18 protein-coding genes are annotated in these 17,284 nt (G+C 45.6%); 8 read left to right on the top strand and 10 right to left on the bottom strand.

Annotated features, from left to right (window positions below):
• Positions 1 to 60: 60 nt before the first annotated feature.
• Complete coding sequence (locus Q4B79_RS01615) at positions 61 to 558, bottom strand: hypothetical protein (RefSeq protein ID WP_303084680.1); 498 nt, start codon at positions 556 to 558, stop codon at positions 61 to 63.
• A gap of 141 nt (positions 559 to 699) precedes the next feature.
• On the bottom strand, positions 700 to 1,905 hold the full coding sequence (serB, locus tag Q4B79_RS01610) for a phosphoserine phosphatase SerB (RefSeq protein ID WP_303084679.1): 1,206 nt from the start codon (positions 1,903 to 1,905) through the stop codon (positions 700 to 702).
• Positions 1,906 to 2,198: 293 nt separating this feature from the next.
• Here serB and Q4B79_RS01605 point away from each other — a divergent pair, with 293 nt between their 5' ends.
• The 5 genes from Q4B79_RS01605 to Q4B79_RS01585 all read left to right on the top strand — a co-directional run bounded on the left by Q4B79_RS01605 (position 2,199) and on the right by Q4B79_RS01585 (position 6,995).
• Entirely contained in the window at positions 2,199 to 3,461 is a 1,263-nt protein-coding gene (locus Q4B79_RS01605) for a hypothetical protein (protein ID WP_303084678.1), read from the top strand.
• Between the two features lie 115 nt (positions 3,462 to 3,576).
• Positions 3,577 to 3,798, top strand: a complete 222-nt coding sequence (locus Q4B79_RS01600) for a PA3496 family putative envelope integrity protein (protein ID WP_303084677.1) — start codon at positions 3,577 to 3,579, stop codon at positions 3,796 to 3,798.
• 80 nt (positions 3,799 to 3,878) lie between these two features.
• Positions 3,879 to 4,415 carry a YecA family protein gene (locus Q4B79_RS01595; protein ID WP_303084676.1) on the top strand — a complete coding sequence of 179 codons (537 nt, stop codon included), beginning with the start codon at positions 3,879 to 3,881 and terminating at the stop codon, positions 4,413 to 4,415.
• A 137-nt stretch (positions 4,416 to 4,552) separates the two neighbouring features.
• Complete coding sequence (locus Q4B79_RS01590; protein ID WP_303084675.1) at positions 4,553 to 5,158, top strand: OmpW family protein; 606 nt, start codon at positions 4,553 to 4,555, stop codon at positions 5,156 to 5,158.
• A gap of 178 nt (positions 5,159 to 5,336) precedes the next feature.
• Positions 5,337 to 6,995, top strand: a complete 1,659-nt coding sequence (locus Q4B79_RS01585; protein WP_303084674.1) for a fatty acid--CoA ligase — start codon at positions 5,337 to 5,339, stop codon at positions 6,993 to 6,995.
• A 229-nt stretch (positions 6,996 to 7,224) separates the two neighbouring features.
• Here the strand turns inward: Q4B79_RS01585 and Q4B79_RS01580 are convergent, their stop codons facing one another.
• Positions 7,225 to 7,407, bottom strand: a complete 183-nt coding sequence (locus tag Q4B79_RS01580) for a hypothetical protein (protein ID WP_303084673.1) — start codon at positions 7,405 to 7,407, stop codon at positions 7,225 to 7,227.
• A gap of 267 nt (positions 7,408 to 7,674) precedes the next feature.
• Here Q4B79_RS01580 and Q4B79_RS01575 point away from each other — a divergent pair, with 267 nt between their 5' ends.
• A complete protein-coding gene (locus Q4B79_RS01575) occupies positions 7,675 to 8,793 on the top strand; it encodes an acyl-CoA dehydrogenase family protein (RefSeq protein WP_303084672.1) in 1,119 nt (372 codons plus the stop codon).
• 107 nt (positions 8,794 to 8,900) lie between these two features.
• Entirely contained in the window at positions 8,901 to 10,256 is a 1,356-nt protein-coding gene (locus Q4B79_RS01570; RefSeq protein ID WP_303084671.1) for an FAD-dependent oxidoreductase, read from the top strand.
• A 63-nt stretch (positions 10,257 to 10,319) separates the two neighbouring features.
• Here the strand turns inward: Q4B79_RS01570 and Q4B79_RS01565 are convergent, their stop codons facing one another.
• Complete coding sequence (locus Q4B79_RS01565; protein ID WP_303084670.1) at positions 10,320 to 10,865, bottom strand: porin family protein; 546 nt, start codon at positions 10,863 to 10,865, stop codon at positions 10,320 to 10,322.
• Between the two features lie 448 nt (positions 10,866 to 11,313).
• Between Q4B79_RS01565 and Q4B79_RS01560 the strand changes: the two genes are divergently transcribed.
• On the top strand, positions 11,314 to 11,985 hold the full coding sequence (locus tag Q4B79_RS01560; RefSeq protein WP_303084669.1) for a phosphoglycolate phosphatase: 672 nt from the start codon (positions 11,314 to 11,316) through the stop codon (positions 11,983 to 11,985).
• Here the strand turns inward: Q4B79_RS01560 and menA are convergent.
• The 6 genes from menA to Q4B79_RS01530 all read right to left on the bottom strand — a co-directional run bounded on the left by menA (position 11,966) and on the right by Q4B79_RS01530 (position 17,227).
• Positions 11,966 to 12,943 carry a 1,4-dihydroxy-2-naphthoate octaprenyltransferase gene (gene menA / locus Q4B79_RS01555; protein ID WP_303084668.1) on the bottom strand — a complete coding sequence of 326 codons (978 nt, stop codon included), beginning with the start codon at positions 12,941 to 12,943 and terminating at the stop codon, positions 11,966 to 11,968. The genes Q4B79_RS01560 and menA overlap by 20 nt on opposite strands.
• Positions 12,897 to 13,685 carry a CDP-diacylglycerol--serine O-phosphatidyltransferase gene (gene pssA / locus Q4B79_RS01550; protein ID WP_303084667.1) on the bottom strand — a complete coding sequence of 263 codons (789 nt, stop codon included), beginning with the start codon at positions 13,683 to 13,685 and terminating at the stop codon, positions 12,897 to 12,899. Before pssA ends, menA begins: the two co-directional genes overlap by 47 nt.
• 2 nt (positions 13,686 to 13,687) lie before the next feature.
• Positions 13,688 to 14,188, bottom strand: coding sequence for a hypothetical protein (locus Q4B79_RS01545; RefSeq protein WP_303084666.1), 501 nt, complete (start codon positions 14,186 to 14,188; stop codon positions 13,688 to 13,690).
• Positions 14,189 to 14,209: 21 nt separating this feature from the next.
• Complete coding sequence (locus tag Q4B79_RS01540; protein WP_303084665.1) at positions 14,210 to 15,088, bottom strand: 23S rRNA (adenine(2030)-N(6))-methyltransferase RlmJ; 879 nt, start codon at positions 15,086 to 15,088, stop codon at positions 14,210 to 14,212.
• A 78-nt stretch (positions 15,089 to 15,166) separates the two neighbouring features.
• Positions 15,167 to 16,459 carry an amino-acid N-acetyltransferase gene (argA, locus tag Q4B79_RS01535; RefSeq protein ID WP_303084664.1) on the bottom strand — a complete coding sequence of 431 codons (1,293 nt, stop codon included), beginning with the start codon at positions 16,457 to 16,459 and terminating at the stop codon, positions 15,167 to 15,169.
• Positions 16,460 to 16,465: 6 nt separating this feature from the next.
• Positions 16,466 to 17,227, bottom strand: a complete 762-nt coding sequence (locus Q4B79_RS01530) for a methyltransferase domain-containing protein (protein WP_303084663.1) — start codon at positions 17,225 to 17,227, stop codon at positions 16,466 to 16,468.
• Between the last annotated feature and the right edge of the window lie 57 nt (positions 17,228 to 17,284).

The following is a 17,284-nucleotide window of genomic DNA, read 5'->3' as shown; positions in this document are numbered from 1 at the left end:
CCCTGTTGGCACACAAAACCAACAAGGGGCTTAAATGACGAAAATCAGACAATCATTTGGTTATTTTTTTAGCTTACCAAGAAGCTGACCTACCTTATCAACATAAGGACGTGCCTGCTTGATATAGGGTTTTGCCTGTTTAATGTAGCCTGCATAAGGCTCAGATAGCGTCGTAGCATGCTTGCCAATCCCCACAAACCACAAAACCAACTTATAATCGCCCGATATGACCACATCGCCATCTTGGATAGCACTCATAAAAGTTGCCATATCTCCTTTGGTGAGCAAACGCACGCCCGTCATTGAATCCTTAAAATCAATGCTCAAATCAGCCTCTTTTGCCTTACCCAATGCCTGCCCAAAACATCCATCAACAAAACGATAATAACGTGCCACACCATCGCCACTACAAAACTGAATAGCGATTTGCTTGTCTTTGATGAGGCTTTGATACTCTTCATTGTCACTATTTGTCAGCGATGATAATCTAAGACCCAAGCCATAGAGCAAAGCGTCCAAAGGGTCGGTCTTTACATTAATGATTGGCAAAGTAAACATAATGATTAATAACTCTTAAAAATGGTAAATGTACCCCCATCTTACCCCATCAGCGACACTATCGTCTAGCGCTTAAAATCTAAGCAGCTTGCACTTAGGCGTCCACCGATAAAGTTGGGGGTAGAATCAAAATTTGATGAACTACACTCTGTCGAAGCGATGACCCATCGCATACAGCACACCTTCTAGCCCTGAGATATTAACGGAGGCATCTGCTTTGGCACGCACTATCGGCTTGGCTTTGTAGGCGACCCCAATGTCGCTGATGTGCATCATTGGCAAATCGTTAGCCCCGTCGCCAACACACACCACCTCTTCCATGTCGATACTCATCTCATCAGCCAGACGAGCGACAATACGAGCCTTAGCCTTACCATCGATGATTTGGTCGGATACCTCTCCTGTAAGCTTACCATCTTTTTCGATGAGGGGGTTAGCATAGTATTTGTCGATACCTAGTGTATTGGCAACGTATTTGGCAAACGGCTCAAACCCCCCAGAAATTAGCACCGTCCGACAACCCATCGCTTTTAGAGCGGAGATGGTGGCAGCCGCCCCTTGCGAAAAGCTAATGCGTGTTCTGATAATTTCTTGTACCACCGAAGTATCCACACCCTTTAAGAGAGCGACACGTTTGGCAAAACTTTCATTAAAATCTATCTCGCCACGCATTGCTTGCTCAGTAATCTTAGACACCTTATCCGCCACGCCTGCCATGTTTGCCAGCTCCACGATGACCTCTTGATGGATAAGTGTCGAATCCATGTCAAAACACACCAGCTTATGACGGCGAAGCATCTGTGCTACCGATAAGATATGCACGTCAACATAACCATCGCCCACCCCGCCAATCTGCTGAATGGTAAAATCCATGACCTGACCTGTGTCATCGACTTGAAAGTTATAATTCGGCTTTGGTTTTAGGGTTTTTTTGAGGTATCTGGTCAGTTGTTCATCAATGATATGTGCCGCCGCTTCTCGTTTATCGGCATTCATGTCCTTGTTATCGGTAGGAATCAACAAGTATCGATGCACCGCCACATCTGATAGCGTCTGTGATACTTGAATGTGATGAGCATTGGCAATGGCAATGGCGTCATCTGCCACAGGCAATACCTGCCAACCTCGTTGTTCACTTACCCATGACTTCATCACATCATCAAGACTGCGACCGCTCGCTTGAAGCTCATTCATCGAGGCACGACCAACCACCAAAACCACCGCAAAAATCGGCAAATTTTTTAGGCTTTGAATGCTATTAATTGCCCCATCAGGCAGTAGGTAAGACACGCTACTAAGTGCATTTTGCCAAGCATGAGAATCCTTGGGTAGAGCATAAATATTCATGAAGTTTCCGCATTTATCAAGACTTTAATATTCAAAACGACCGTTAACTTGGTCAAATCTCCTTGTATTCTACCACTTTTGAACAATTAATGAAAAGCCAAAAACCAAAAAACAACAATTTAGTTCATTAAATGACAAAAAATACCTCTTAAATGAGCTTACGGCATCATCTTGCCATCAAAAAACACATTCATGTCAAAAAACGCAAGCTTATAAGGCGGCATTGAAGATGACATAAATTCACACTTGATTTTGGTCAAAACACCAGAAACACTTAAAATTCCGCCAAAAAAATGATAGAATTAATATTTTTGCATGCCTACGCCATCATGACTTACCCTGCACCCAGACAAGGCTTGTTTGCCATTATTATTTTAATCAGCCTGACCCTAAACTCATTGTTTTTTGTGATTAATGCTCAAAAACAACTTAGCACCCGCTTTGAAAGCACCGCCCGCAAAGAAGCGATACTACTCGCCGAAGAGCTTGCTACCCCCCTTAGTATTAATGACCGCATTAGTATCAGCGTGCTGGCAAATCGCTATATTCAGGCAGATGATTTGGCATTTATTGGGGTGTATGATGTCAATGAAAACTTACTTGTCCCTGTTGGTAAAGAATCCACAGGCTTTATCGCCAAAGAAGTGGTTGCCAACAAATCAAACGTACTTGGTTATGTCATGGTGCAAGCACATGAGACCAATCGTGCTCACATCATCTCCCAAAACTGGATATATCTGACCGCAGTGGTATTTTTGCATGCAATTTTGTGGTTGCTTTATGGCTACTTGGCAAGACCATCTAACGAGCTTCGCCTAAGCATCGCCCATGATGTGCGTAATCGCCTACTCGCCAAAGGTCTGCTTCATGAGGTCAGCCACAGACCCGATGACAAACCAAATACCGCCACAAACACACCAAACATCAAACAACCTATTGCCACACCTGATGTCTCTGGACACGACAAAAAAGAGGTTAACCCCAATCAATTTGTGGTGCAGATTCGCTTTGAAGACCCAAGCAGGCTTTTGGGTACGGTCAGTCAACAAACCAAAAACGCTTATTTTTCGCTGTGCCACAAGCTTATCCTAAATGCCACAAAAGAGCTACTCTCCCAGCCTCAATTCGCCAAAATCAGCCTAGAACACATGAGTGAATTTAGCGATGATGGTTGTTGCATCATCTTGTCAGGTCAAGGCAAAAATTACCAAACCGCCCTATCTGCCATCATGCTCTCACATCTGATACTTTTGCTTAGTCAGACCATCTATGCCAAGCACCGAGAATTAAAACGCTTCGCCCTAAACATGCGCACCTATGTCAGCGATACCGCCCACCAAAAGGACATCATCAGCGTGGGAGTCAAGCACCGCAAAACACCGCTGGTACTACTACCCCCCCAAATCATCGTGGCACTATCCTCCCATGGTAGCTTTATCAGACTACCAAACCCAATGAGTGTCGCCGAACGTGAGTGTCGCCATGCACGGCATTTGGGCGTCTCTTATGTCGAAACCATCGAGCAACTGCGAGATAAAGTATTATTATCAGATTAATCAAAAGTTCAAATAATGCTTGACAAAAGCAATTTTTCACATTATAAGGATAAAATTAGAGTAAATCTCTTTTAAATCCCCCAAATCCTCAATGTTACCCAAAAAAGGAGTTATCATGAGCAGTATTGATGATGATTTTGATGATGATAATTTTGAAGAAGATGCTGATGCACAGTTGGCAGACGATACCAAGACCAAACCGCTTGAAAAACGCCTAAAAATCGATGCCATGCTCGAAGAGCAAAGACTCAACAAACTCAAACGTGCCTTAGAAGATGACGATGATTTTGCTGAATTTGGCGATTTAGATGACTTAGATGATGACTTAGACTTTTAAGTGATCCACCCCAAAATACCACAAATAAGCACATAAGTGCCTTGTGGTGTTTTTTATGATAACCCAACCAAGAGACCATCATGACTCACGATCAACTCTTAGAACTGCTATACAGCGAAGAGACTAACCCTTATGGCTTTGACCCTGTGGCAACGCACGGTTTTTTGACCGCCAGTATCATTGGCAAGCCCATGCCAAACTGGCTTCATGTGTATTTTGATGGGCATGAAAACGAAGTTGCTGATGATGTTAAAACCGCCCTTAATGCATGGCGAGATGAAATTCATCAAACCCTAAAAGACGAAAAGCCAGTCGAACTTCCCTTTGATGCCAATGACGAAGAAGAGGACTTTGGCGAAGATTCTGATGTTGTGGCGTGGTGCATTGGCTTTATTGAGGCGATGTACGGCGATGAGGACATTGATTGGTTTGAAGATGAAGACAACGAAGAAGATGTCGCCGAACTGACCCTACCGATGGTTATCCTCTCAGGCATGGACGAAGAAAACGAAGAGCTAAACCTCATGCGTCAAGACCCAGACATGATGGCACAGCTTGCCAATAGCCTAGAAGCCAATATTACCGAGTTGTTTCTCTTGTTTCACACCGAAGATTAATTAATGGATTTTATAAAAACCATTTACGTTCATAATATTTGGTTATGGATTTGTAAAATACCTTAAAAAAACCGCCAAATCATGATAAAATAACAGTATTATTTTTATTCATTAACTTTAACACAAGGTAATCCCCAATGTTAAAACACACTCTACTTGTTGCAAGCGTACTTGCTCTATCCGCCACTGCACACGCAAACCTTACCTTTAAAGCGGGTGTGGGCTATCTAGACCCTACCGCTGACAAAGACATTGTTACCGCAGATGGCAACATTCCAAAGGCTGAGGTTAGTGGCGAAGCGGCCATTTTGCCATCATTTGATTATCGCTTTGGCAACACGCCATTTTCAGCAGAGTTGCTGCTTGCTAGCCCATTTGAACACTCTGTTAAGAGCGAAGGTACTGAAATCGCTAAGTTCAAGCACCTACCCCCTACCCTTACCGTAAAATACAACACCCCTGAATACAAAGGCTTCGGTGCAAACGTAGGTATCGGTGCAACGGTTGTTGTTCCTTACGAAGAGCAACTTCTTGGTGTTGATGGCAAATTTGAAGCCAAAACCACCGTCGCTCCTGCCGCTCAAATCGGTCTAACTTACTCTGCACCACGCTCTCCATGGGGTGTGTTCGCTGATGTGCGTTATGTTGATTTGTCTACTGACCTAAAACTTGACGGTCAAAAAATCGGCGAGCTAGAAATCAATCCTGTGGTTTATGCTGTGGGTGTTAGCCACAAATTCTAATCTATGCCATGTAGATTATCCCCAGTCCTTGTGATTGGGGATTTTTTATGACCATCAAGACGCAATCATCAACATCAATTTGGATAAAAAAATACTTTACAAGCGTTCTATTTTTGGGTATGCTAACAAGACAGTGATTTACTGTACACCTTTACCACAGCAACTGTAAGGACACATCATGATTCATGTTCAACTGCCAGAAGGTTATCATTCTGCTCCCTCCGCTTACGGCTATCCACTACTCATCAAACAGCTTCTAAACCGTGCCAAAGCCGTCTCACTAGACCAAGAGATTTTTTATGCCGATAAAGCTCGCTTTACTTATCGTGAGTTTTTTGGGCGTATCAATCGCCTTGCCAACGTGCTAACTTCACTAGGACTACAAAAGGGCGATGTGGTGGCAGTCATGGACTGGGATAGTCATCGTTATTTGGAGGCGTATTTTGCCATTCCGATGTTAGGCTTGGTATTGCAAACAGTCAATATCCGTCTGTCAGAGGATAAAGTTCTATACACCATCAACCACGCCAAGCCCAAAGTACTACTTCTTAACTCTGAATTTTTGCCGATGATTGGCGACCATAAATATGACGCACCAAGCATTGAGAGCGTGATTTGGCTAGATGACCATAGCACGCCTGTGCCAGAGTTTGCAGTTGGCGAGTATGAGCAGTTGCTATCGCAAGCGAGCGATGAATTTGAATTTCCTGAGTTTGATGAAAATACCATTGCCACTACTTTTTATACCTCAGGTACAACAGGCAATCCCAAAGGCGTGTTTTTTAGCCACCGCCAAATCGTCCTGCATGCGATGGGAGTCATCAGTGCCGCCGCTCTAAATCCTGACCCTGTTGGCTTGAGGTTTTCTGATGTGTACATGCCAATCACGCCCATGTTCCACGTCAATGGCTGGGGCATTCCTTATGTGGCAACCATGATAGGTCTCAAACAAATCTATCCAGGGCGATACATTCCAAGTCTGCTTGTCGATTTGGTGGAAAAACACAAAGTCAGCTTCACGCATGGTGTGCCAACCATATTGCAGATGATGCTAAAAGAAGCAGAGGGTAGAAACTTTAACTTTGGTGGTCTAAAAATGATTATCGGTGGCTCACGCCTCACAGAAGGACTTGCCAAATCCGCCTTAGCCTGTGGCATGGAGGTCTTTACCGCCTATGGCATGAGTGAGACTTGCCCTGTGATTACGCTGGCAACTTTCCACGACAAGGCACAACTAGATGGCGATGAAGGGCTTGCCATTCGTACTGGAACAGGTACACCTGTGCCATTGGTGGATTTGCAAATTTGGGATACTGATGGCAAGGCATGTCCACAAGATGGCAAAACCACAGGCGAGGTGGTGGTGCGTTCGCCGTGGCTAACCCAAAGTTACTTTAAAAATATGGACGCTGGTAGTGAGCTGTGGGAGGGAGGCTATTTGCACACCCAAGACATCGCCCACATGAACCATCAAGGTGCCATCAAAGTTACTGACCGCCTAAAAGATGTCATCAAATCTGGCGGCGAGTGGATTTCATCTTTGGAGATTGAGACGATTTTATCCTTGCACCCTGCGGTGGCAGACATTGCTGTGATTGGTGTGCCTGACGAAAAATGGGGCGAGCGTCCATTGGCATTGGTGGTTAAAAAACCAAATTGCGAGGAGGTTGGCAGTCATGACATCTTGGCATTGGCAGAGCAAGCCTATGAGCGTGGCATTATTCCCAAGTACGGCATTCCAAGCCTTTTACAATTTGTCGAGCAAATCCCCAAAACCAGCGTAGGCAAGCACGACAAAAAAGTCATCAGACAGCTGGTGGCGGACGGACAACTCTAAATATCTCATGGGTTATTAAACCCCACCACAATAAACCAACCACACACTCTGCAATAAATGGGACAATTCAAAACGATGTGGGATAAGTTAAGATAGACCATTTTGCAAGGGCGTTGCACTGGGTGCAACAAGTTGGGTGGGGTATAGGTTTTGAGTTTTGGGAAAAGACAGGTAAAAATGCCTGTCTTTCTTATTGCCTTATTTTAACACATAAACTGGCGGACAGGTTTTAGGTGCCAGATGTCAGGGCGGACAAGGCGACTTCCATCAAATCAACCTTGATTTTGACAAACAAAGCCAAGCCGAAAAGCTCGTCGTACGCCACATCGAGGATAAGCTGGTGGAGGTTATCAAATTTTTGCAATAACCAAGTAAGATAAAAAAGTAAATGCCCCAAGTAAGATTGGGGCATTTTTTATGGGGTAATTGTAAAAATGAAATTATCTTGCACATAGTGCAACAAAACCAAAAAGATATTTATTGCATAAATAGGCGAGATTTTTCGCGGCGGGCATCAGGTTATCAAGCAAGGTTCACTCCTTGCTTGATTTATTTGGTTTAAAACCAATTTTTAAAACGCATTTTCTCTAAATATGCTATACTTACCTAGATTGGAAGAGCTCATTGCACACTTTGCTATGATAGCCTAGCACCATCTAAGCCAAGACGAAGAGATAGTATGTTTGATTTTAAAGAGCAAGACACTTTTTTAGACACCATCAGTCATCTGACCAACACCCACATCAGCCCAAAAGTCATCGACATTGACAAGGGGTATTATCCGCTGGTTGAGATGGAAAAATTGGGTAAAGCAGGGCTGTTTGCACCGCACATGAACGCTTATGGCAATCGCTTTGATTTGGCGATTTTGGCAAATGCTCAGGTGGGGCGTGTCTGTGGCACGACATCATTTTTGACGTGGTGTCATCAAGTGATGGGGCTCTACCTTGACCAATCAGATAACCAAAAACTGCGTGGAGAGTTTTTAAACAATCACATTCTTGCCAACACCTTTGGTGGCACAGCCCTCTCCAACCCCATGAAAACATGGGCAAACATCGAAAGTATGAAATTTAGTGCCAAAAAAGACGGCAGTGGCTACACAATCAGCGGTGTTTTGCCGTGGATTAGTCATATCCAGCAAGGTCAATACTGCGGAGCGGTGGCACGCATTGATGGCACAGATGATGAGGTGTTTTTCTTATTAAAATTCGACCAAGAACGAGCCAATACTTGGAAGTTATGCCCCTGCCCCGCATTTAGTGGCATGGAGGGTTCTAGTACGCTACGCATTGAGCTGACGGATTATCCCATTAGCCCTGATGACATCATCGCTGTGCCATGCAAAGACTTCATTGCTCGCATTCGTGGGGCGTTTGTGCTGATGCAGATGGGTATCGGTGCTGGGGTTATTTTAGGGGCGATTGACGACATCAAAGAAGGCACGGCAGTTAGTAACGCCTTTTTAGAAGATCAAGCAGGTAGCTTGACTTTGGAGTTGGACAGTCTGATTGCTAAGACGCTTTTGCTTGCCAAAGACCCACTTCATGGTGATAAGGACTTTTTCTTGGACGTACTAAATGTCCGAGAGCAAGGGGCAACCCTCGCCCTAAAAGCCACCCAAGCTGCCATGTTACATCAAGGGGCAAAGGGCTATTTGATGAGTGCCTCCCCCCAAAGACGACTGCGTGAGGCACAGTTTGTGGCGATAGTTACCCCAGCCATTAAGCATTTGCGTTATCTGTCTCATCAACTCATGAGCGAGCCTAAGGTTAAGCCCATTGAGTATTTTATTTAAACAAGCATTTGGGTGTGTTAATGTGGGTTATTTGTAATATAAATCACACATTTGGCATGTCCCAAAACAACAAAACCTAATTTATCAGCAATTTAGACAAGATTATCATGACAACCACTCCAACAGATGGTCGTGGTGCTTGGCGAAAATTCATCTGCCTTGCCTGCGGTTATATTTATGATGAAGAATTTGGTGACCCAGAAGATGGATTGCCTGCGGGTACTCGCTTTGAGGATATTCCTGATGACTGGCAATGCCCCTTATGCGGTGTACGAAAAAGCGACTTTGAACCCTATGAAGAAATGCATGATACCGCTCCTGCCATCGTCTTTGACCGTACCGAGCGTGGCGTAGTCATCATCGGTGGTGGTTTGGCAGGTTGGGCGGTGGTTGATGCCTTACGAGCGTTGGATAAGAACGTACCCATTACCATGATTAGTGCCGATGAGGCTGACCGCTACCACAAGCCCATGCTCTCTGTGGCAATCTCACAAGGCAAGAGTCGCACTCAGCTCGTGCGTGCCACAGGCATGCAGTCAGCACAAGAGAACAATGTTCGTCTACTGTCTGATACTTATGTAACAGACATCAATCCCCAAACCCAAAGTCTGCACACCACACGTGGCACGGTGCTGTATGATAAATTGGTCATGGCAATCGGTGCAACTGTCGCCTATCCGCCCAGTGTGCCACGTGATTTGGCCTGGCATGTCAATCATCTAGAACGTTTTGAGGCTTTGCAGGCACGTCTAAACTCCCCCAAAAATATCGCCATCGTCGGTGCTGGCATGGTGGGCGTTGAACTTAGTGAAGACCTTATCAAGGCAGGTCATCAAGTAAGCCTCATCGATGTGCATGCTTATCCGCTGTCATCACTACTACCAAGATTGGCGGGGGAGCGGATTTTGAGTGCCATCTGTGATTTGGGGGTAAATTGGCTGGGATTTAGCATGGTGCAAGGCGTACAACCCACCGCTGATGGCTATCAGATTTCATTATTTGATTGCGATAGCGAAGAAGTTCGCCCTTTGTGCTTTGATGAAATCATTGTCGCCACAGGATTGGTTGTCTCGCCACGTCTGCCTATACGAGCAGGACTTGCCTTTAACAAACACACAGGTATTGCCGTCAATCCTGATACTTTACAGACCAGCTCGCCAAACATCTATGCCTTGGGCGACTGTATCAGTATCGATGGCGTGCCATGTCGCTATGTCGCCCCTCATCGCTCCCAAGCAAGTGTCATCGCCGAACAAATCATTCATGCAAATAAACCCAGCATGGTCTATAAACATACCCCGCCCATGATTCGCCTGAAAAACAAATGCATTGGCGTTACAGTTAATGGCACACCCAAGGGAGCGGGCGACTGGCAAATCATCAGTGATGTTGATGGCGAGCTTATCATGCAAATGAGCGAGCATGGTCAGAGTGTTGCCAAACTTACCCTAAAAACTGCGTAGCCATCTGATTTTCATAAAAAAACAACCGCATTAACTGCGGTTGTTTTTGTTTTGGGGTAAGGATTAGAAAGTGATGTGTGCACCCACGCCCCACATGTTTGCATCAGAGTTTAGGTAGTTGTAGGTTGCCTCAACGCCGAAGTTATTGGTTGGTTGAAAACCTAAGCCCACGCCACCTGCCAATGAGGTTTTGTCAGCGTCTACCACGATACCGCCAGTGGTGCTTTTAACTTCGGTTTTTGCCACGCCCAGTTTGCCTTTGGCATATACAGGGCTACCAGCAAATTGATAACGGTAAGTACCATAAGCACCGTAAGTTTTTGCGTCATATTCGCCTCGTAGCGTACCCACAGCAAGCGAGGCATCATCACTGCCGACATATTCAGCTTCAACACCAAAATTTTGGTCGAAGTTATAGCCACCGTATACGCCATAGGCAGTTGCTTTATCGGCGTTCACACCATTGATGTCCACGTCAAATTGACCAGCTTTTACGCCCACATAAGGTTGACCCATGCCATTTGCACCGTAGCTTACCGCTGCATTTGCACCAACAGCAAGTACAGATGAGGCAACCAAAGTAAGCATTGCTTTATTTAAAGTTTTCATAGTTTTCTCCAAAAGAGGTGCTAGCACCAATTTACGAATGTGATAACCAAGTCATCACTACCAATGAGTGTATAGTAACAAAATATTTCTTAAAAACTGTGCATGTTTATGGTGTAAAGTGTAAAGTTTTGCAAAATTTTCTGCATTTGTAAGCGACTCCCATGCCGTTTTGAAATGTTTTGTTACTTTTATCACAATCTGGGCTGAAATTTTATCAAATCTTATCTATTTTACCCAAACAATAGGCTGATTTTTATGGGTCATCATTGATTTTTTGGAAAATTTAAAAAAATTTGATGGTTTTGGGGTGTGATGTGGGGGTTTTTTGTGGGATTTTAGGAAATTTTACATAAATTGTTACAATCAAGCCCAAATTTTTGTGATTTTTGGTGTCATGTTACGCACTTTTTGGTAAAATTTCATCATATTTTACCCTTAGGACATGCTCATGACCGCTTTTTGCAAGCCTACGCTGATTATTTTTGATTTGGACGGCACGCTCATTGATAGCGTTTTTGATTTGGCAGATGGTGTTGATGGCATGCTTGCTCATTTTAATAAGCCTGCCTCTGGCGTGGAGCGTGTGCGAGGCTGGGTGGGTAATGGCTCGGTAAAACTGGTAGAGCGTGCGATGGCGTGGGCAGATATTTCCGCCGATCAACTCGATGAAGCCCACGAGGTTTTTTTGGCAAAATATGCCAACGCTACCAGCAAAACGGTTGAATATGAGGGTGTAACAGAGGGCTTGCACCGTCTCATGGAGGCTGGCTTGACATTGACACTTTGCACCAATAAGCCTACTCAATTTTTGCCAAAAATCCTAGATGGTATGGGTTGGACGGACATGTTTTCCTGCGTCATTGGTGGCGATAGTTTACCCACCAAAAAACCAGACCCCATGCCCCTGCTACACATTTGTCAAACGCTACATGTCGACACTTCTTGTGCTGTGATGGTCGGCGATTCTGTCAATGACATCAAGGCAGGGCAAGACGCTGGCATGCGTACGCTAGCACTCACTTATGGCTATAATTATGGCACACCCATTAGTCAGAGCAATCCAGATGGGGTGTTTGATGATTTTGGGGCGTTGGTGGATTTTATATTGCAAGCCAATTAAACATAACAACAAGTGCCATGATGGTTTTAAGTTGCTTACCAAGCCTGACAGGGTCGCTCCTATCACGCACTACTTGATAAATATGCCAAAACAAGGGCAACAAGCCCACCATCTGCCAAGCACCCACGCCACCACTACGATAAAAATGCACAAAATAGCACAGCACAGCAACAGACAAAAGTCCCAAATATCCCGCTATACGGTAGCGACCAAGTACGACCGCCAACGTCATTTTGCCAGAAAGTTTATCCGTCTTGACGTCTCGCAAGTTATTGATGTACATCACGCACGCCGACAGTAGTCCCACCCCTGTGGCAATGATGAAGTTTTGAGCGATATCCACCCGACCCACCTGCAAATAATACCCGCCCAAAACCGCCACATAACCAAAAAATATCAACACTGCCACTTCGCCAAGTGCATGATAGCCATAAGGACGCCTACCCATCGTGTAGCCCAACGCCCCCAAAATAGACACCGCCCCCAAACCAAAAAACAGCACAACTTGCCCAAAGGTCAGCGGACTTAGCCAAATCAGCACACTACCTACCGCCATCGTCTGCACAAGCCACACCAATAACCACGCACGAAACCGCCCAAAAGACACCGCTCCACTACCCACCAAGCGAGCAGGACTGTCGGCATGACGCAGGCTGTCTGTGCCACGCACGCCATCGCCGTAATCATTGGCAAGATTAGATAAAATTTGTAAGGACAAAGCCGTATAAATCATCAAAAAAGCAAGCACCCAATTTGTCATCCCAAAGCCACCAAGCGAGCGGTACGCCAAACTTTGGCTGACTGCTAGGCTGGCGATGGCGATGGGATAAGTGCGTGGGCGAGTGGCTTGTAAAAATTGGGAAATGGCGGAATTTGGCGAAGGCATGATTGATGAAATTTTAAAAGCAAAATCAAGATTTTTTGGCTTGTAGGGTTGTCCAAAATCCTGACAACGCATAAATCACCCCAATCGCCAGCAAGCCCACAGGAATGTCATAGAGCATGACTCCCATGATAAGCACGCCGATAATCAAGGCGACAAAGGGGACTTTTTGGCGGTCAAATTCTTTGAAGCTGTAATATTTGATATTGCTTACCATCAAAAGCCCACAAATTACTGTCCATACCGCCAAAATAAGTGCAAGCACATGAGGGGCAAAATTGGCATGGTCTTTGGCAACCATGACCGCAGATGTAATAAGAATGGCAGCAAGGGGGCTTGCCACACCGATAAAGTATTTTTTGTCCACTGTGCCAATTTGGACGTTAAAACGTGCCAAACGAAACGCCGCACACGCACTAAACACAAAAGCACAAGCAAGCCCAATCCGCCCAAGCTCATGCAAGGCAAAATGATAAACCAGCACCGCAGGAGCAAGCCCAAAGGCAATGCAATCAGCCAAGCTGTCAAGCTGTTCGCCAAAGGGGCTTTGGGCGTTCAATAGGCGAGCTGCTCGTCCGTCCATGCCGTCTAGGAGTGCCGAAATAAAAATCGCCAAACACGCCTTATCAAATCGCCCCTCGCTACTGGCAACAATTGAAAAAAATGCTGACAACATGGACGCCGTTGTGATGAGATTGGGGACAAGATACACGCCACGACTGACTTTTTTTTGGTCGCCGTCCTGTTCGGTTTCAACGACCTCAAAGGTAATGCCATCGTGGTCGTCTGGGTCTTTTGGAAGTTGAGTTTGTGTCATGATTAACCATTTGTATTTTTGACGCAAGCACTTAGACGAGCGTGGACGTGGCTATGTATCTCATCGCCAAGTTGTTTGTCGCCCCCCATGCCCACAAGCGTGGCAAGCACATTTTGCATTTTTGGCGATGTCATTAACGACTCAGCTTGCTTAACTTTGGCTTGCAAGGTGGGGTCGGTGGGGGTTTTGTTGTCTTTCAAATAAACAAAAGTTTCACCCAATAAAGCGATTTCGTCTTGGTTAAATTCTTGACTTACTAGCCTTTGTGCCAGTTGTTGTAATTGGGGATGAGGCTGTTTGACGCACGCCACATAGTCAGAATTTAAGGGTTTTTGTGAGTCGCCTTGTGCCATACCAATGGCAAACCCAAGCATCTCATCGGCGACCAATCGGGCAAAGTCTGACGGTACTGATTGGGTTGGTGCTGAGCCGATTTGTTGGCTGGCTGATTGGCAAGCGGTTAAGGTTGTCAAAACAGCGAGCAATAACGCAAATTTTTTCATCCGTTTATCCTTACAAAAACATCACTCGCCCACCAGCCATTTGACCACCGCCATGTCATCAAGGCTCATGGCAGGAGCGTCCGCAGGTTTTAGGATTGGGGCAAGTGTTTGCAAAATGGCTTTGGCGTGTTCGCCAAATTGCCAAGGGGGGTTAATGATGTGTAGCCCCGTGCCATTCATGCCCACCGCCACGTCATTGGGGTATAGGTTTAATTCACAAACCAGCTGACGGCGAATTTCGGTGCGTTTCATTTTTTTGTAAAACAGCTCTACCGCATCGATGTTTTTAATCGGATACCAAAGTACAAACGTACCTGTGGCAAATTTTTTGTGGCTTGCCACGAGTAAATCCACCAAACGGCTAAAATCTTTGTGTTCTTGTTCAAAAGGCGGGTCAAGCAGGATAATGCCCCGTTTTTCTTTGGGGGGCAACACAGCAGGCACACCTTCAAAAGCGTTGCGGTGATGAATGCCAATGGGAAGTTGATAAAGCTGATAATTTAGGGCGTCATATTCGTCCGCCACCGCTTCAAAGGCTTCGGCTCGCAAGGGAGCGTCTGGGCAATGGTGCAGGGCATGATTGGCAATCCACCAAGGCGACCCTGGATAGACGTGCTTGTCGTAGGTTTTCCTAGCAGTATCAAGGTCAAGCAAATACTGGGCGATGGCTTTGGGGGGGGTGGTTAGCTTGGCATTTTCTAAGGCACGAATGCCCTTGTCCGCCTCGCCTGTTTTGGTTGCCTCATCGCTGTCTAGCGAATACAGCCCACGCCCACCATAAGCGTCCAGCACATAAAAGGGCTTGGCTTTGGCACTAAATTGGGCGAGCAGTTGCAATAATAAAATGTGCTTGGCGACATCGGCAAAGTTGCCAGCGTGATAGGCGTGTTTGTAATTCATGGCGTAAATTTATGTTTTTGGATTGACTTATGGTAGCATAGTTGGTGATTTTTGGCTATTTTTATTTAAAATCCAAACTCACAACGCCTTAACTAACACCTTAGAATTTCGTCCATTATGCCACGCCTGATAACGCTCTGGCGGCAGGCTCTTAGGGGAAGTTTCACTAAATCCATGCTCAATAAACCAATGCAAAGTGCGTGTGGTTAGGGCAAACAGGCGTTTTTTGCCAAGTTGTTTGGCTTTTTGCTCCACAAATTTTAATAAACTCTCGCCACGTTCGCCACGCTGATAATCTGCATGAATGGCAACGCTGGCAAGCTCTGCACTATCCTCATCTAGGATATGTAGTGCCACACAGCCGATAATCTGTCCATCACGCTCCATCACACTAAAATCCTCAATGCTCTCTTCGAGTCTTTCACGACTTCTGCTAATGAGAATGCCTTGCTCTTCTAGGGGCTTGATGATTTGCATGATTCCAATCACATCACGTGCCATCGCCCCTCTGATGTGGTCATAGTCATTTTGGCTAATCATCGTGCCGCTACCATCGGTGGTAAAAAGCTCCTCAATCATCGCACCGTCTTTGGCGTAGCTGAGTAGATGTACACGATTAACTCCGTGCGTGCAGGCATGCAAGGCACAGGCGACTTTGGCATTATTTGCAAATTGCGTGGCGGTGCGTGTGTTTAGCTCACGGATAAGATTGCCGTTTTCGTCCATCAGTCCCATTTCACCATCTAAAAAGATGAGCTTATCCGCCCTAAGTGTAATAGCGGTTTGGCTGGCAATTTGGCGGGTTTCTAAATTAAAAATCTCCCCAGTGGCGGAAAAGCCCAGCGAGCCGAGCAGGACAATGTGATTTTGAGTAAGATTGTGATTGATGGCGTCTTTGTCAATCTTACGTACCTCGCCTGCCAAGCCAAAATCCACGCCATCACGCACCCCAAAGGGTTTGGCATTGACAAAATTACCCGAGATGACCGAGATTTTTGCCCCAAATAACGGCGAGTTGGCAAGCCCCTTGGATAGCTCAGACTCGATATAAAGTCGGTTTGTGCCGACCGCTGACAAGATGTGGGGCATGGCGTGATGGGGCGTGATACGCACTCCTTGATGAAATTGGGTGGCGATGGCGTTTTTGTGTAGCACCTCATCAATCTGAGGGCGTGAGCCATAGACCAACACCAAGCGAATACCCACGCTGTGAAGTAGGGCAATATCATGAATAAGCGTGGCGAAATTAGCATGCGTGATGGCACGCCCACCAAAGGCAATCACAAATGTCTTGCCTCGATGGGTATTGATATAAGGGGCTGACTGACGAAAGCTGTAAACAGGGCTTAGTGTTTCTTGATGGTCTATCATTTTATCTTAGCTCCGTTTTTTTGCCAAGACATGTAAATACCGCCCCATCTGCCAAAAGGGGTACATTTGTGAATATTTAAGCTCCATCTCAATCACCGCCTCTGCGTTGGTTAGTCCGCCACGTTTTAGGGGGGCATAATCAGAAAACACCCGTATCCCAGAGGTGCATACGATGTCATAACCCCTAGTAGCCAACCAGCCTGCCACCGTATCGTAGGAGACGGGGTTGTTTGGGGTGAGACTGCCTTTGTCGGCAGGTTTTGGGTGCATGAGCTGATAAAAATTTCCCATGATAAGATTGCGATAAATCAGACTAATTGGATTGTAAAAACACAAAGAAATCAGCCCACCCTCTGACAGATATTCATCAAAAAACACCATGATTTCCTCAGGAGAGGCTAGCCATTCTAGTACGGCATGACACAAAATCACGTCAAATTTTTGGGTGTGCAGATGTGCTGGTAGCTCTTGGTAGGGCGAGACGATGAAAGTCGGGTCTACCCCTTTTTCTTGGGCACATTTTTTGGCTTTGTCTATCATATTTTGGGAGATGTCGCTGATAACGACACGATGACGATGTGCCAAATCCAAACTAATCTGAGCCAGTCCTGCCCCCACATCTAGCACCGTTAAGGATTGGTTGGGTAGGTGTGCCTGCAAATCTCTTTGTAGTACAGCAAGACGGATTTGTCCTTTTAGTCCGCCATAGACTTTTTTGGCAAAATGGTCGGCAATGTCATCAAAATTACGGTCGTCGTGGCAGGTCATGGTCTTGCTCTGTGGTCAGTTAATTGCTCAAAAACATCGCTTGCTCCACAATGCTAA

This window comes from Moraxella sp. (assembly GCF_030525845.1).
Lineage (GTDB): Bacteria > Pseudomonadota > Gammaproteobacteria > Pseudomonadales > Moraxellaceae > Moraxella.
This window is presented reverse-complemented; position numbering and strand designations above follow the sequence as displayed.

Bases quoted from the DNA above. Each gene is read 5' to 3' on its own strand.
- argA (WP_303084664.1), bottom strand. From the start codon at position 16,459: ATGATAGACCATCAAGAAACACTAAGCCCTGTTTACAGCTTTCGTCAG.
- Q4B79_RS01545 (WP_303084666.1), bottom strand. From the start codon at position 14,188: ATGAAAAAATTTGCGTTATTGCTCGCTGTTTTGACAACCTTAACCGCT.
- Q4B79_RS01600 (WP_303084677.1), top strand. From the start codon at position 3,577: ATGAGCAGTATTGATGATGATTTTGATGATGATAATTTTGAAGAAGAT.
- Q4B79_RS01540 (WP_303084665.1), bottom strand. From the start codon at position 15,088: ATGAATTACAAACACGCCTATCACGCTGGCAACTTTGCCGATGTCGCC.
- Q4B79_RS01570 (WP_303084671.1), top strand. From the start codon at position 8,901: ATGACAACCACTCCAACAGATGGTCGTGGTGCTTGGCGAAAATTCATC.
- Q4B79_RS01605 (WP_303084678.1), top strand. From the start codon at position 2,199: ATGATAGAATTAATATTTTTGCATGCCTACGCCATCATGACTTACCCT.
- menA (WP_303084668.1), bottom strand. From the start codon at position 12,943: ATGCGTTGTCAGGATTTTGGACAACCCTACAAGCCAAAAAATCTTGAT.
- Q4B79_RS01560 (WP_303084669.1), top strand. From the start codon at position 11,314: ATGACCGCTTTTTGCAAGCCTACGCTGATTATTTTTGATTTGGACGGC.
- pssA (WP_303084667.1), bottom strand. From the start codon at position 13,685: ATGACACAAACTCAACTTCCAAAAGACCCAGACGACCACGATGGCATT.
- serB (WP_303084679.1), bottom strand. From the start codon at position 1,905: ATGAATATTTATGCTCTACCCAAGGATTCTCATGCTTGGCAAAATGCA.
- Q4B79_RS01585 (WP_303084674.1), top strand. From the start codon at position 5,337: ATGATTCATGTTCAACTGCCAGAAGGTTATCATTCTGCTCCCTCCGCT.
- Q4B79_RS01530 (WP_303084663.1), bottom strand. From the start codon at position 17,227: ATGACCTGCCACGACGACCGTAATTTTGATGACATTGCCGACCATTTT.
- Q4B79_RS01595 (WP_303084676.1), top strand. From the start codon at position 3,879: ATGACTCACGATCAACTCTTAGAACTGCTATACAGCGAAGAGACTAAC.
- Q4B79_RS01565 (WP_303084670.1), bottom strand. From the start codon at position 10,865: ATGAAAACTTTAAATAAAGCAATGCTTACTTTGGTTGCCTCATCTGTA.
- Q4B79_RS01575 (WP_303084672.1), top strand. From the start codon at position 7,675: ATGTTTGATTTTAAAGAGCAAGACACTTTTTTAGACACCATCAGTCAT.
- Q4B79_RS01580 (WP_303084673.1), bottom strand. From the start codon at position 7,407: ATGCCCCAATCTTACTTGGGGCATTTACTTTTTTATCTTACTTGGTTA.
- Q4B79_RS01590 (WP_303084675.1), top strand. From the start codon at position 4,553: ATGTTAAAACACACTCTACTTGTTGCAAGCGTACTTGCTCTATCCGCC.
- Q4B79_RS01615 (WP_303084680.1), bottom strand. From the start codon at position 558: ATGTTTACTTTGCCAATCATTAATGTAAAGACCGACCCTTTGGACGCT.